Genomic DNA, 13,943 nt, shown 5'->3' with positions numbered 1-13,943 from the left:
GGACATCTAAGCGGGGGGTCTAAAGGTCCGGTGAAAGCGGCATGTCGACCGAGCCGTCGATGAACTTCGTCGGGCCGGCGGCGGTCGGGTTGATGTCGAAGTCGAAGATCTCGGTGGGCAGCCACAGCGTGGCGCAGGCGTTGGGGATGTCGACCACGCCCGAGATGTGGCCCTGCACCGGCGCGGTGCCGAGGATCGAATAGGCCTGCGCGCCGGAATAGCCGAACTTCTTCAGGTATTCGATGGCGTTGAGGCAGGCCTGGCGGTAGGCGACGTTGACGTCGAGATAATGCTGCTGGCCGTACTCGTCGACCGAGATGCCCTCGAAGATCAGGTAGTCCTTGTAATTGGGCGTCATCGGCGACGGCTTGAAGATCGGCGTCTTGATGCCGTACTTGGCCATGCCGCCCTTCAGCACGTCGACCTTCAGATGCACCCAGCCGGCCATCTCGATGGCGCCGCAGAAGGTGATCTCGCCGTCGCCCTGCGAGAAGTGCAGGTCGCCCATGGAGAGGCCGCCGCCGTCGACATAGACCGGGAAATAGATCTTGGAGCCGCGCGACAGGTCCTTGATGTCGCAATTGCCGCCGTGCTCGCGCGGGGGAACCGTGCGCGCGCCCTCGGCCGCCGCCTTCGCCTTGGCGTCGCCGCTGAGCCGGCCCATATGCGCCGTCGCCGCGAAGGGCGGGTTGGCGAGCGGGGGCACGCGGGTCGGGTTGGTGGCGATGAAGTCCACCTCGCGCTTGTTCCAGGTGTCGAGCAGCTTCGGATCGGGCAGGCAGCCGATCAGGCCGGGATGGATCAGCCCGGCGAAGTTCACGCCCGGTATGTGGCGCGAGGAGGTGTACATGCCCTTGAAGTCCCAGATGGACTTCTGGGCCAGCGGGAAGTGGTCGGTCAGGAAGCCGCCGCCGTTCTTCTTCGAGAAGAAGCCGTTGAAGCCCCATTCATTGCCGGGGATCGCCCCGATGTCGAGCAGGTCGACGACCAGAAGGTCACCGGGCTCGGCGCCCTTCACGCCGATCGGGCCGGAGAGGAAATGCACGATCGACAGGTCGATGTCGCGCACGTCGTCGGCGCTGTCGTTGTTCTTGATGAAGCCGCCGGTCCAGTCATAGGTCTCGACGATGAAGTCGTCGCCCGGCTTCACCCACGCCACCATCGGAATGTCCGGGTGCCAGCGGTTGTGAACCATGTCGTTGTCATAGGCCGACTGGTTCAGGTCGATCTTGATCAGCGTATCGGGCATGCTCTTCTCCACTCTCCCCTTGGGCAAGCTCATCAGGCCGGCGGACGCGGTGCGTCAGACCGACAGGAATTTGGCGACCTTCGCCTCGTCGACGTCGGCGCGCAGGTTCTCGTGGACGATCTCGCCATTCTCGATGACGAGCACGCGGTCGGCAATGTCGAGGGCGAAGGAGAGCACCTGCTCGGAGACCACGATGGACAGGCCGCGCTCGTCGCGGATGCGCTTCAGCGTGCGCGCCATCTCGCGGATGATCGAGGGCTGGATGCCCTCGGTCGGCTCGTCGAGCAGCAGCACCTTGGGGCCCGTCGCGAGGGCGCGGGCGATGGCGAGCTGCTGCTGTTGGCCGCCGGAGAGATTGCCGCCGCGCCGGCCCTTCATCTCCAGCAGCACCGGGAACAGCTCGTAGATGTCGGGGGGCACCTTGCTCTCGCCGCGCGGGATCAGCCCGGTCTCGATGTTCTCCTGCACCGTCATGGTGGAGAAGATCATGCGGCCCTGCGGCACATAGGCGACGCCGTTGGCGACGCGCTCGTAGCTCTTGAGCTTCGTGATGTCGGTCTCGCCGACCGAGACGCTGCCGCTCTTGGTCGGCACGATGCCCATGAGCGACTTCATGAGCGTGGTCTTGCCCATGCCGTTGCGGCCCATGATGGCGACGATCTCACTCGGCGCGACCTTGAAGTCGAGGCCGTGCAGCACCTCGCTCTCGCCGTAGGAGACGTGCAGGTTCGAGACGTTCAGCATGCCTGCCTCCTCAATGGCCCAGATAGACCTCAATGACCTTCGGGTCCGCCTGGACCTTGGCCATCGGGCCTTCCGACAGGATCTTGCCCTGGTGCAGCACCGTCACCTTGTGGGCGATGTCCTCGACGAACTTCATGTCGTGCTCGATCACGATCACCGAGCGGTTCTTGATGATGGTGTTGAGCAGCTCGGCGGTCTTCTTGCGCTCGGAGACGCTCATGCCGGCGACCGGCTCGTCGAGCATCAGGAGCTCCGGGTCCTGGATCAGCAGCATGCCGATCTCCAGCCACTGCTTCTGGCCGTGCGAGAGATATTCGGCGCGCTGGTCGAGCTGGTCGGCGAGGAAGATGGTCTCGGCGATCTCATGCACCCGCTCCTTGACGGCCGTGTCGCGGCGGAAGGCGAGCGCCCCCGCCACCGAGCGGCCCTTGGGATAGGAGATCTCGAGGTTCTCGAAGACGGTGAGGTCCTCGTAGATCGACGGGTTCTGGAACTTGCGGCCGATGCCGGCACGCACGATCTCGTGCTCCTTCATCCGCGTCAGCTCGCGGTCCTTGAACTTGATCGAGCCGGCGGTCGCCTTGGTGCGCCCGCAGATGAGGTCGAGCACCGTCGTCTTGCCGGCGCCGTTGGGGCCGATGATGACGCGGATCTCGTTCTCGTCGACGTAGAAGGACAGGTCGTTGACCGCCTTGAAGCCGTCGAAGGAGACGGTGAGCCCCTCCACCGCGAGGACGAAGTCCTTGTTCATGGAGTCGGTGATGACGGGTTGCGCGTTCATGGCTCCGGCTCCTATTCGGCGGCTGCGGGGGCGGCCGAGCCGGCGGCCGGCGGCGTGGCGGCGGGAGGCGTCGCCCGGCGCTTGGCGCCGCCGAAGAGCGGGCCGAGATGCGGGGCGACATAGACCTGGTAGAGGCCGGCGATGCCGTTCGGGAAGATGAGCACCACGGCGATGAACATGCCGCCGAGACCGAAGAGCCAGAGCTCGGGGAAGCTCTCCGAGAAGGAGGTCTTGGCCCAGTTCACCAGCAGCGTGCCGTAGATGGCGCCGAGGATGGAGAGGCGCCCGCCGACCGCGGTGTAGATGACCATCTCGATCGAGGGCACGATGCCGACGAAGGAGGGCGACATGAAGCCCACCTGCAGGGTGAACATCGCCCCGCCAATGGCCGAGAGCGAGGCCGCCAGGCAGAAGACGAAGATCTTGAACGAGGAGACGTCGTAGCCGGAGAAGCGGACGCGGTCCTCCTTGTCGCGCATGGCGACGAGGATGCGGCCGAGCTTCGACGACTTCACGTAATAGGCGAGCAGGATGCAGCCGATGAGCAGCGCCACGCAGACGAAGTAGAGCACGGTCTTGGCACTGTCGGTGCGGATGTCCCAGCCGTGCAGGGTGCGAAGATCCGTGATGCCGTTGATGCCGCCGGTATAGCCCTGCTGGCCGATGATCAGGATGGTCATGATCGCGGCGAGCGCCTGGGTGATGATGGCGAAGTACACGCCGCCGACGCGCCGCTTGAACAGGGCGTAGCCGACGAGCAGCGCGAAGAAGGCGGGCACCAGCACCACGGCAATGGTGGTGAAGCCGAAGCTCCGGAAGGGCTCCCAGAACCAGGGCAGGGCGGTGATCTGGTTCCAGTCCATGAAGTCGGGGATGCCGGGCGTGGTCTGGATCTTGGTGTTCTCGACGCTGGAGGCTTCCAGCTTGAGGAACATCGCCATGCAGTAGCCGCCCAGGCCGAAGAACACGCCCTGGCCGAGCGAGAGGATGCCGGCATAGCCCCAGCACAGCACCAGGCCGAGCGCGACGAAGGCGTAGGTCAGGTACTTGCCGACGAATTGCAGGCGGAAATTGTCCAGCGTCAGCGGCAGGACGACCAGCAGGAGGATCGCGAGGATGACGATCCCGATCATGTCCTGCGGGCGGAGGAAGAAGGTGCGTCCGGATTTGACGGGTGCGGTCATGGCGGCCTCCTCAGCGACGGACCTTGATGACGAACAGGCCCTGCGGCCGCAGCATCAGGATGATGACCACGCCGAGCAGCGTGAGGACCTTGGCCATCGAGCCGGAGAGGAAGAACTCCAGGGTCGACTGGGCCTGCGAGATGGTGAAGGCGGAGGCGATGGTGCCGAGCAGGCTCTGCGCGCCGCCGAACACGACGACCAGGAAGGTGTCGACGATGTAGAGCTGGCCGGAGGTCGGGCCGGTGGAACCGATCATGGTGAAGGCCGAGCCGGCGACGCCGGCGATGCCGCAGCCGAGGCCGAAGGTGTAGCGGTCGACCTTCTCGGTGTTGATGCCCACCGCGCCGGCCATGACGCGGTTCTGCACCACCGCGCGCACCTGCTTGCCCCAGCTCGACTTGTACATGAGCACGGCGACGACGATGGTGATGGCGATGGTCAGGCCCATGACGAACAGGCCGTTGATCTGCACCTCGATGGTGTCGGTGAGCGGCAGCGAGCCCATCATCCATTCCGGCAGCTCGACGCCGACCTCGCGCGGGCCGAAGACCGAGCGGTAGACCTGCTGGAGGATGAGGCTGAGGCCCCAGGTGGCGAGCAGCGTGTCGAGCGGGCGCTTGTAGAGCCGGCGGATCATCGCCCATTCGATGAACATGCCGAGCGCGCCGGAGGCGATGAACGCCAGTATCATCGCCACGAAGAAATAGGCGGTGAACAGCGCAGGCAGATGATTCAGGAAGAATTGCGAGGTGAAATAGGTGACATAGGCGCCGAGAATCATGAACTCGCCATGCGCCATGTTGATGACGCCCATCTGGCCGAAGATGATGGCAAGGCCCAGTGCCATGAGCACGAAGACCGAGAACAGGATTAGGCCGGCGAAGCCTTGCATCACGAAGATCGAGCCGAGCTCGGCCAGCGAATAGTCAGAGAACATCGCGAATTCCCCCGCGTGCGCCGGGCGGCGCGCCTGCGTTCAACCGGAACGGCCCGGAGAGGGGCGACCCTCTCCGGGCGGCAGCTTCAGGCGATCACTGGTAGCCCTTCGGGAACGGATCGGGCTCGATCAGGTCCGGGGTCTCGAACACCACCTTGAACTGGCCGTCGAGCTGCGCCTGGCCGACGCGGGTCTTCGACCACAAATGGTGGTTCGGGTGGATCTTCACATAGCCTTCCGGCGCCTTGCTGAACTCGATGCCGGCGGAGGCTGCGGCGATCTTGTCGACGTCGAAGGAGCCGGCCTTCTCGACCGTCATCTTCCACAGCCAGGGGCCGAGATAGGCGGCCTGGGTGACGTCGCCGATCACGGTCTTCTCGCCCCACATCTTCTTGAAGGCGGCGACGAAGTCCTTGTTGTTCGGGTTGTCGAGCGACTGGAAGTACTTCATGCAGCTATAGGCGCCGGCGAAGTTCTCGCCGCCGATGCCGTCGATCTCGTCCTCGGTCACCGAGATGGTGAGCAGCGTCTGCTTGGAGAGGTCGATGCCGGCGGCCTTGAGCTGCTTGTAGAAGGCGACGTTGGAGCCGCCGACGACCGCGGCGTAGATCACGTCCGGCTTCTTCAGCTTGATCTTGTTGATCACCGAGTTGAACTGGGTGTGACCGAGCGGGAAGTACTCTTCGCCGACGACCGAGGAGTCCTTAAGGTGCCCCTCGATGTGCTTGCGGGCGATCTTCATCGAGGTGCGCGGCCAGATGTAGTCCGAGCCGATGAGGTAGAAGGTCTTGCCGGCCTTGGTCTTCTGCACCCAGTCGAGACCGGCGAGGATCTGCTGCGTGGCTTCCTGGCCGGTGTAGATGACGTTCTTCGACTGCTCGAGGCCTTCATAGAAGGTCGGGTAGTAGAGCATGCCGTTATACTGCTCGACCACCGGCAGCACCGCCTTGCGCGAGGCCGAGGTCCAGCAGCCCATGATGGCCGCGACCTTGTCGTTGACGAGGAGCTTCTTGGCCTTCTCGGCGAAGGTCGGCCAGTCGGAGGCGCCGTCCTCCTGGATGAACTTGATCTTGCGGCCGAGCACGCCGCCCATGGCGTTGATCTGCTCGATGGCGAGCTTCTCGGCCTGCACCGAGCCGGTCTCCGAGATCGCCATGGTGCCGGTGACGGAGTGCAGGATGCCGACCGTGACTTCGGTGTCGGTCACCGCGAGGCCGGTCGTGTTGACCGCCGACGTCGCGGGGGCCTGGGCGAAGGCCGGCGTGGAAAAAAGCCCGGCCTGCGACAGAAGAGGCGCAGCAGGCAGCGCCGCCATGCCCATCAGAAGCTTGCGGCGCGTGGCCGAAAACTTGGAAGACTTATCGTTATTCGAAGACATGCGATCCCCTCCACGGGTTTGACGTGGCCTCAACAAGCTTAGCGATGTGCTTGCATTGTCAGGATGGTGGAGGGCGATGACGCGATGCAGCAATACGTCGATTGACGTATAGGGGATTTGGGGCCGCTCCCACACAGTGGCGTGGCAGGCTGGGGCGTGTGTGCACGCTCCGCCTCGTCGTTTTCACGCGCGCGCGGACGCGAATTCTTCGGGGGTGGGTAATTCAGTGATCGAAACGACATGCCTCAATTGCATTCAGTTGGGCATATTTTCATCGATCGGCAGGTAAATACGCTGACTGTTGCAGGACATTCGGCCGCAGGGGCTCAAGTCGACTTAACTGGAACGATTTGTGCTTGGTTGGTCGGGCGGGGCGAGCAGTCGGCGGCGTGTGCAGTGCAGCATTACAAGGTAACAAACCACAAAATGCCCAGGGGAGGGTGAGCGCAGAAGAATGTCTGGCGTCGGCACGGCGAGGCAAAACCCTATGGCGGCGGAACAAAAGATCGTTCGCGTTCGGCGCCGCTACAATCAGTGGGTCGTCAACGAGACGCTGGAAGACTATGCGCTGCGCTTCACCGCCAAGAGCGCGCGCCGCTGGTCGGCGCTGCGCGTCGCCAACACCGCGCTCGGCGCGGTCTCCTTCCTGGCGCTGGAGGCGATCGGCGGGGCGATCACGCTCGCCTACGGCTTCCAGAACGCGGTGGCGGCCATTCTCGTGGTCTGCGCCGTCATCTTCGCCGCCGGCCTGCCGATCAGCTACTACGCCGCCAAGTTCGGCGTCGACATCGACCTGCTCACCCGCGGCGCCGGCTTCGGCTATATCGGCTCGACCGTCACCTCGCTGATCTACGCCTCCTTCACCTATCTGTTCTTCGCCATCGAGGCGGCGATCATGGCGCTGGCGCTGGAGATGTGCTTCGGCGTGCCGCTGATGGTGGGCTACTTCATCAGCGCGCTGGTGGTGATCCCGCTGGTGACGCACGGCATCACCTTCATCAGCCGCTTCCAGCTCTGGACCCAGCCCTTCTGGCTGGTGCTGAACCTCATCCCCTTCGCCTTCATCTTCGCGATGGACGAGAACCCGCTCGCCGGCTGGACCTCCTTTACCGGCCGCTTCGGCGCGCCGGACGGTTCCTTCGACCTCGTGCTGTTCGGGGCCGCGACCACCGTCGTCTTCGCCCTGGTGGCGCAGATCGGCGAGCAGGTGGACTTCCTGCGCTTCCTGCCGCGCCGCGCGCCCGGCCGCAGCGAGACGGCGCGCAACGTGCTGTGGTGGGTGGCGCTACTGACAGCGGGTCCCGGCTGGATCATCCCCGGCGGCATCAAGATGCTCGCCGGCTCCTTCCTCGCCTATTTCGCGCTCACGCAAGGGGTGCCCTTCATCCACGCCGCCGAGCCGACGCAGATGTATCTGGTCGCGTTCAAGACGGTGTTCTCGCCGGAGGTGGCGCTCGCCTTCACCGGCGTCTTCGTCATCCTCGCCCAGCTCAAGATCAACGTGACGAACTCCTATGCGGGCTCGATTGCCTGGTCGAACTTCTTCTCCCGCCTGACCCACAGCCATCCCGGCCGGGTGGTGTGGCTGGTGTTCAACGTCACCATCGCGCTGATGCTGATGGCGCTCGGCATCTACAAGGCGCTGGAGCAGATCCTCGGCCTCTATGCCATCGTCGCAGTGGCCTGGGTGGCGGCGCTGGTCGCCGACCTCGTGGTCAACAAGCCGATGGGCTGGAGCCCGCCGGGCATCGAGTTCAAGCGGGCGCATCTCTACGACATCAATCCGGTGGGCGTCGGCGCGGTGTTCGTCGGCACCCTCGTCGGCGTGATCGCCTTCGCCGGCTTCTTCGGGCCGACGCTGAAGGTGTTCGCGCCGTTCCTGGCGCTCGCCGTCTCCTTCGTCGCGGCGGCGGCGATCGCCTTCGCCACCCGAGGGCGCTACTACATCGCCCGGCGCACCAACAAGAATTGGGACACGCGGCTTACGCTGAAGTGCTGCATCTGCGAGCACAAGTTCGAGCCGGAGGACATGGCGCATTGCCCGGTCTATGCCGGGCCGATCTGCTCGCTGTGCTGCTCGCTCGACGCGCGCTGCCACGACCGCTGCAAGGAGGATGCGCGCTTCCCCGACCAGATATTGGCGGCGATGCGGGCGACGCTGCCAGTGTGGATGGTGGCTCAGCTCAATTCGCGCATCGGCCACTATATCGGCGTGCTGTCGCTGCTCGCTCTGGTGATCGGCGCGATATTGGGGGTGATCTATTTCCAGGCCACCTTCGCGCCCGTCGCCGAGGCCGAGGCGGTCGGCAGCGTGCTGTTCACGCTCTACTTCATCCTGCTGATCATCGCCGGCGTCGCCGCCTGGCTGTTCGTGCTGGCGCAGGAGAGCCGGCGCGTGGCGCAGGAGGAGAGCAACCGCCAGACCGCGCTGCTGATGCGCGAGATCGAGGCGCACAAGCGCACCGACGCCAAGCTGCAGAAGGCGAAGGAGGCCGCCGAGGCCGCCAACCTCGCCAAGAGCCGCTATGTGGTCGGCATCAGCCACGAATTGCGCACGCCGCTCAACGCCATCCTCGGCTACGCCCAGCTTCTGGAGCGCGACACCTCGATCCCGCCGCACCGGCGCGACGCCATCCGCGTGGTGCGCCGCTCGGCCGAGCATCTGTCCGGCCTGATCGACGGGCTGCTCGACATCTCCAAGATCGAGGCCGGGCGGCTGCACCTCACCCGCGACGAGGTGCGCATTGCCGACTTCCTCGACCAGCTCGTCGACATGTTCCGCCTGCAGGCGACCGCCAAGGGCATCGACTTCGTCTATGTCCGCCCCGACCGGCTGCCGGCGGTGGTCTATACCGACGAGAAGCGGCTGCGGCAGGTGCTCATCAACCTCCTCTCCAACGCCATCAAGTTCACCGATCGCGGCCGGGTGGCGCTGCGCGTCTCCTATCGCAACCAAGTGGCGGAGTTCGAGGTCGAGGACAGCGGCATCGGCATTCCCGCCGCCGACCACAGGCGCATCTTCGAGCCGTTCGAGCGCGGGGAGCGGGCCGGCACCTATTCCACCGCCGGCATCGGCCTCGGGCTGACCATCACCAAGCTGCTCACCGAGATCATGGGCGGGGAGATATCGCTCACTTCCACGCCGGGGGAGGGCAGCAGCTTCAAGGTGAAGCTGATGCTCTCCGAGGTGACCAACCCCTCGCGCGTCGGGCCGATCCAGCACCGGCACATCGCCGGCTATACCGGCCCGCGCCGCACCGTGCTGGTGGCGGACGACGATGCCGCCCATCGCGACCTGATGCACGAACTCCTCGTGCCGCTCGGCTTCACCGTGCTCGCGGCGAGCGATGGCGTGCAGGCGCTCGACATGGTAAGGCAATGGGAGCCGGACGCGCTGCTGCTCGACATCTCCATGCCGGGGCTGAACGGCTGGGAAGTCGTGCGGCAACTGCGCGACGAGGGCTATGCCCGGCTGCGCATCCTGATGATCTCGGCCAATGCCGGCGAGATCCTCGGCGACGGGCTCGCCCAGCACGACGACCATCTGGTCAAGCCGGTGCATCTGCGCACGCTGCTCGAGAAGATGGCGGCGCTGCTCGACATCGAATGGGTGGGCGAGGCCGAGCTCGCCGCCAAGGCGGCGGAGGAGGCGGTGCCGGTCGGCAGCCTGCGCGCGCCCTCCGGCGTGCATATCGACGACCTCGTGAAGCTCGGCGAGATCGGCTATGTGCGCGGCATTCAGGCCAAGCTCACCGAGATCGAGAGCGTCTCGCCGAAGAACAAGGCCTTCGTCACGCATATGCGCGACCTGATGGAAACCTTCGACCTCAAGCAATACATGGCCGTCCTGGAGGCGTTGCGCAGCGATGATGCATAGCGTGGAACGCCGCGACATCGTCTTGGTGGTGGACGATTCCCCCGAGACCCTGAGCCTGCTCACCGACGCGCTGGAGGCCGCCGGCGCCACCGTGCTGGTGGCGGTGGAGGGCGCCAATGCGCTCGCGCTCATCGAGCGCATCACCCCCGACGTCATCCTGATGGACGCGGTGATGCCCGGCATGGACGGCTTCGAGACCTGCCGGCGCCTGAAGCGCAACAAGTCGGTCGCCCATGTGCCGGTGATCTTCATGACGGGCCTGTCGGAGACCGAGCAGATCGTGAAGGGGCTGGAGGCGGGCGGGGTCGACTATGTCACCAAGCCGATCTCGCCGGACGAGCTGATCGCTCGCATCCGCGTGCATCTCGCCAATGCCCGCCAGACCCACAGCGCCCGCGCGGCGCTGGACGCGGCGGGGCGCTATCTGCTCTCGGCGACGCGGGAGGGCAGGGTGCTGTGGTCGACGCCGCAGGCGACCGCGCTGCTCACCTCGATCACCGTCTCGCCGCCCGGCGACAGCCTGATGCTGCCCGAGCCGGTGCGCCGCTGGCTGGAGGGCCGCAAGGGCGAGGCGGCCGCGGCCGAGCCGGACGCCATCGATCTGCCGGTCGAGGGCTCCGCGCGCCGGCTCCGGCTGTCCTATGTCGGCCAGATCGGGCCGGAGGAGCTGCTGCTGCGCATCGTCGAGGATGACCGCCTGCCGCCCGAACAGGTGCTCAGGGCCAAGCTCAATCTCACCGTCCGCGAGGCCGAGGTGCTGATGTGGCTCGCCCGCGGCAAGGCGAATCGCGACATAGGCGAGATTCTCGGCCTGTCGCCCCGCACGGTAAATAAGCACCTCGAACAGATCTACGCCAAGATCGGCGTCGAGAACCGGGCCGCCGCGACGGCCCTGGCGGTGACTGCGCTCACCAAAAAATAGACGCTATCTCAAAAGGTTATACCGGCAGTGACGGTCTCGTGACCGCGCCGCCGCGCGCCTTTTTGCCTGTGACGGGTTGTGCGCGACCTGCCGACGATTTGTACACAAACGGGCGTCGTTACGAAATTTTGCTCAATTCGCCAGCAAAAAAGCTTCAAATTTGTTGCGTTAAGGGTAACGAGGTGTAAATTCGCCGGCCAATCCGCGTCAGAACGGGGGGAACGTTATGACGATGCGCAAATTGGTTGCAGTGAGCTGTGCCGGCCTGATGGCGGGCGCGATGGCATTCGGTGGGTCGGCCCTGGCGCAGCCGCGCTGGGCGGGCAGTGATTTGCAGGGTGCGGTGGAACGCATCTGCATCGTCGAGATCAGTGCCTCGGCGGGCCGGATCGAGCTGCAGAACCTCTGCTACAACCCGCGTGCCGTCCGCATCAGCTGGGGCGACGGGCGCCTCGTCGACTACTGCTTCAACAGCAGCGGCGACGTGCGCTTCGTTGCCAAGCTGGCGGACAACTACAAGATGGTGCGCGAGCAGGACATCCTGCTCTGCCAGTGAGACCCACGCCGCCGGCGACTGCCGGCGAGCGGGCGCGAGACTGCCTGGGCCGCCATCCGCCCTGCGGGAGGCGGCTTTTTGCTGGCGGGAGCTGCAATCTCAGGTTGCCGGGCCTTCGCCGACCGGCGCCAGCCGGTCGAGCTCCTCGTCGGCGAACAGGCGCGAGCGGGTGAGGAAGCGCACGTCCCGCCCATTCTCCAGGCTGAACATGCCGCCGCGGCCCGGCACCACGTCGATGATGAGCTGGGTGTGCTTCCAATAGTCGAACTGCGACGGGCTCATATAGAAGGGCGCGCCGCCGATCTCGCCCATATGCACGTCGCGGTCGCCGACGATGAAGTCGCCGACCGGGTAGCACATGGGCGAGGAACCGTCGCAGCAGCCGCCCGACTGGTGGAACAGCAGCGCCCCGTGATCGGCCCTGAGCGCGGCGATCAGCTCCAGCGCCGCCGGCGTGGCGAGCACGCGCGGTACAATTCCTGATTGGTCCGGACGATTGGCGGCGGCGTCGCTTGCCGCCTGCAGTGCCGTGTCGGTTGCCGTGTCCATTGGGGGGCCTCCGGCGAAAGGCGGCGCCGCGCCGGGGAAGGGGCCGGGCGGCGCCGAGGTGACGGTCTCGGAAACCGGCGGCTTCACGCCGCCGGCCGGACCTGACGGGCTCAGAAGAAGCCGAGCTTCTTCGGGCTGTAGCTGACCAGCAGGTTCTTGGTCTGCTGGTAGTGGTCGAGCATCATCTTGTGGGTCTCGCGCCCGATGCCGGACTGCTTGTAGCCGCCGAAGGCCGCATGGGCCGGGTAGGCGTGGTAGCAGTTGGTCCAGACGCGGCCCGCCTGGATGGCGCGGCCGAAGCGATAGGCGCGGTTGCCGTCGCGGGTCCACACGCCGGCCCCTAAGCCGTAGAGCGTGTCATTGGCGATGGAGAGCGCCTCCTCGTCGTCCTTGAACGTGGTCACCGAGACCACCGGGCCGAAGATCTCTTCCTGGAAGATCCGCATCCGGTTGTGGCCCTTGAACACGGTCGGCTTGACGTAATAGCCGCCGGCGAGGTCGCCGCCGAGATTGTTGCGCTCGCCGCCGGTGAGCACCTGCGCGCCCTCCTGCTTGCCGATGTCGATATAGGACAGGATCTTGTCGAGCTGCTCGGAGGAGGCCTGCGCGCCGATCATGGTGGAGGGATCGAGCGGGGAGCCCTGCACGATGTCCTCGACGCGCTTCAGCGCCTTCTCCATGAAGCGGTCATAGACGCTTTCCTGGATCAGGGCGCGGCTGGGGCAGGTGCAGACCTCGCCCTGGTTCAGCGCGAACATGACGAAGCCCTCGACCGCCTTGTCGAAGAAGTCGTCGTCCTCGGCCACCACATCGCCGAAGAAGATGTTCGGCGACTTGCCGCCGAGCTCCAGCGTCACCGGGATCAGGTTCTGGCTGGCGTACTGCATGATCAGCCGGCCCGTCGTCGTCTCGCCGGTGAAGGCGATCTTGGCGATGCGCGGGTTGGAGGCGAGCGGCTTGCCCGCTTCCAGGCCATAGCCGTTGACGATGTTCAGCACGCCGGGCGGCAGCAGGTCGGCCACCAGCTCGGCAAGCACCAGCACGCTGGAGGGCGTCTGCTCGGCGGGCTTGAGCACCACGCAGTTGCCGGCGGCGAGCGCGGGAGCGAGCTTCCACACCGCCATCAGGATCGGGAAGTTCCACGGGATGATCTGCCCGACCACGCCGAGCGGCTCGTGGAAGTGATAGGCGATGGTGTCGTGGTCGATCTCGGAGAGGTTGCCCTCCTGCGCGCGGACGCAGGCGGCGAAATAGCGGAAATGGTCGATGGCGAGCGGGATGTCGGCGGCCGTGGTCTCGCGGATCGGCTTGCCGTTGTCCCAGGTCTCGGCCAGCGCGAGCAGGTCGAGATTCTCCTCCATGCGGTCGGCGACCTTGTTGAGGATCAGCGCGCGCTCGGCGGCCGAGGTCTTGCCCCAGGCATCCTTGGCGGCGTGGGCCGCGTCGAGCGCCTTCTCGATGTCGTCCTTGTCCGAGCGGGCGACCTCGCAGATCTTGCCGCCCGTGATGGGCGAAGTGTTGTCGAAATAGCGCCCGTTCACCGGCTCGACGAACTGGCCGCCGATGAAGTTGCCGTAGCGGGCTTTGAAAGGCGACTGCTTGGTAATGGAGAGTTCTGGCTTGTTCATTGGTATCCTCCCAGGCTGGGAACGCGAAGATTGCAGCGCCCGTGCCAGCGCGATGCGGCAGTGCACAAAATCGTCATTGCAGCACGGGAAAATATTGATTCCGTTGGGATTGGCGAAGTACTCGCCGGGGATTGAAGA

Annotated in this window: 11 protein-coding genes; 3 read left to right on the top strand and 8 right to left on the bottom strand. The window is 65.5% G+C overall.

From position 1 onward, the window contains the following. Positions 1 to 19: 19 nt before the first annotated feature. From fmdA to urtA, 6 genes are all read right to left on the bottom strand, one after another. Positions 20 to 1,249 (bottom strand): formamidase, encoded by a 1,230-nt coding sequence (fmdA, locus tag SNOV_RS12100; RefSeq protein WP_013167224.1) that lies wholly within the window; start codon positions 1,247 to 1,249, stop codon positions 20 to 22. A gap of 54 nt (positions 1,250 to 1,303) precedes the next feature. Further along, entirely contained in the window at positions 1,304 to 1,993 is a 690-nt protein-coding gene (gene urtE / locus SNOV_RS12095; protein ID WP_013167223.1) for an urea ABC transporter ATP-binding subunit UrtE, read from the bottom strand. A 10-nt stretch (positions 1,994 to 2,003) separates the two neighbouring features. Beyond that, complete coding sequence (urtD, locus tag SNOV_RS12090) at positions 2,004 to 2,774, bottom strand: urea ABC transporter ATP-binding protein UrtD (RefSeq protein ID WP_013167222.1); 771 nt, start codon at positions 2,772 to 2,774, stop codon at positions 2,004 to 2,006. 11 nt (positions 2,775 to 2,785) lie between these two features. Continuing rightward, positions 2,786 to 3,958: an urea ABC transporter permease subunit UrtC gene (urtC, locus tag SNOV_RS12085; RefSeq protein WP_013167221.1), complete on the bottom strand. Its 1,173-nt coding sequence runs from the start codon at positions 3,956 to 3,958 to the stop codon at positions 2,786 to 2,788. Positions 3,959 to 3,968: 10 nt separating this feature from the next. After that, positions 3,969 to 4,895 (bottom strand): urea ABC transporter permease subunit UrtB, encoded by a 927-nt coding sequence (gene urtB, locus SNOV_RS12080; protein ID WP_013167220.1) that lies wholly within the window; start codon positions 4,893 to 4,895, stop codon positions 3,969 to 3,971. 94 nt (positions 4,896 to 4,989) lie between these two features. After that, positions 4,990 to 6,273, bottom strand: coding sequence for an urea ABC transporter substrate-binding protein (gene urtA / locus SNOV_RS12075; protein WP_013167219.1), 1,284 nt, complete (start codon positions 6,271 to 6,273; stop codon positions 4,990 to 4,992). A 487-nt stretch (positions 6,274 to 6,760) separates the two neighbouring features. On the opposite strand from urtA, the gene SNOV_RS12070 reads away from it, so the two are divergent. From SNOV_RS12070 to SNOV_RS12060, 3 genes are all read left to right on the top strand, one after another. Continuing rightward, a complete protein-coding gene (locus tag SNOV_RS12070; protein ID WP_013167218.1) occupies positions 6,761 to 10,150 on the top strand; it encodes a hybrid sensor histidine kinase/response regulator in 3,390 nt (1,129 codons plus the stop codon). Beyond that, positions 10,140 to 11,072 (top strand): response regulator transcription factor, encoded by a 933-nt coding sequence (locus SNOV_RS12065; protein ID WP_013167217.1) that lies wholly within the window; start codon positions 10,140 to 10,142, stop codon positions 11,070 to 11,072. Before SNOV_RS12070 ends, SNOV_RS12065 begins: the two co-directional genes overlap by 11 nt. Positions 11,073 to 11,298: 226 nt before the next feature. Further along, positions 11,299 to 11,628 (top strand): hypothetical protein, encoded by a 330-nt coding sequence (locus SNOV_RS12060; RefSeq protein ID WP_013167216.1) that lies wholly within the window; start codon positions 11,299 to 11,301, stop codon positions 11,626 to 11,628. Between the two features lie 99 nt (positions 11,629 to 11,727). Here SNOV_RS12060 and SNOV_RS12055 read toward each other — a convergent pair whose 3' ends face one another. Together SNOV_RS12055 and adh are read right to left on the bottom strand one after the other, a co-directional pair. After that, the gene (locus tag SNOV_RS12055; protein WP_013167215.1) at positions 11,728 to 12,177 is read right to left on the bottom strand and encodes a DUF779 domain-containing protein; all 450 of its coding nucleotides are present in this window, start codon (positions 12,175 to 12,177) and stop codon (positions 11,728 to 11,730) included. Between the two features lie 110 nt (positions 12,178 to 12,287). Then, positions 12,288 to 13,805: an aldehyde dehydrogenase gene (gene adh, locus SNOV_RS12050; RefSeq protein ID WP_013167214.1), complete on the bottom strand. Its 1,518-nt coding sequence runs from the start codon at positions 13,803 to 13,805 to the stop codon at positions 12,288 to 12,290. Between the last annotated feature and the right edge of the window lie 138 nt (positions 13,806 to 13,943).

Origin of the sequence: Ancylobacter novellus DSM 506 (genome assembly GCF_000092925.1) — a bacterium.
In the GTDB taxonomy this organism is placed as follows: domain Bacteria; phylum Pseudomonadota; class Alphaproteobacteria; order Rhizobiales; family Xanthobacteraceae; genus Ancylobacter; species Ancylobacter novellus.
The sequence above is the reverse complement of the archived record's forward strand: the minus strand, read 5'-3'. Positions and strand labels throughout refer to the sequence as shown.

Excerpts from the sequence above, each read along its gene's own strand:
- urtC (WP_013167221.1), bottom strand. The coding sequence starts at position 3,958 with ATGACCGCACCCGTCAAATCCGGACGCACCTTCTTCCTCCGCCCGCAG.
- SNOV_RS12060 (WP_013167216.1), top strand. The coding sequence starts at position 11,299 with ATGACGATGCGCAAATTGGTTGCAGTGAGCTGTGCCGGCCTGATGGCG.
- urtA (WP_013167219.1), bottom strand. The coding sequence starts at position 6,273 with ATGTCTTCGAATAACGATAAGTCTTCCAAGTTTTCGGCCACGCGCCGC.
- SNOV_RS12055 (WP_013167215.1), bottom strand. The coding sequence starts at position 12,177 with ATGGACACGGCAACCGACACGGCACTGCAGGCGGCAAGCGACGCCGCC.
- fmdA (WP_013167224.1), bottom strand. The coding sequence starts at position 1,249 with ATGCCCGATACGCTGATCAAGATCGACCTGAACCAGTCGGCCTATGAC.
- SNOV_RS12065 (WP_013167217.1), top strand. The coding sequence starts at position 10,140 with ATGATGCATAGCGTGGAACGCCGCGACATCGTCTTGGTGGTGGACGAT.
- SNOV_RS12070 (WP_013167218.1), top strand. The coding sequence starts at position 6,761 with ATGGCGGCGGAACAAAAGATCGTTCGCGTTCGGCGCCGCTACAATCAG.
- urtB (WP_013167220.1), bottom strand. The coding sequence starts at position 4,895 with ATGTTCTCTGACTATTCGCTGGCCGAGCTCGGCTCGATCTTCGTGATG.
- urtD (WP_013167222.1), bottom strand. The coding sequence starts at position 2,774 with ATGAACGCGCAACCCGTCATCACCGACTCCATGAACAAGGACTTCGTC.
- urtE (WP_013167223.1), bottom strand. The coding sequence starts at position 1,993 with ATGCTGAACGTCTCGAACCTGCACGTCTCCTACGGCGAGAGCGAGGTG.
- adh (WP_013167214.1), bottom strand. The coding sequence starts at position 13,805 with ATGAACAAGCCAGAACTCTCCATTACCAAGCAGTCGCCTTTCAAAGCC.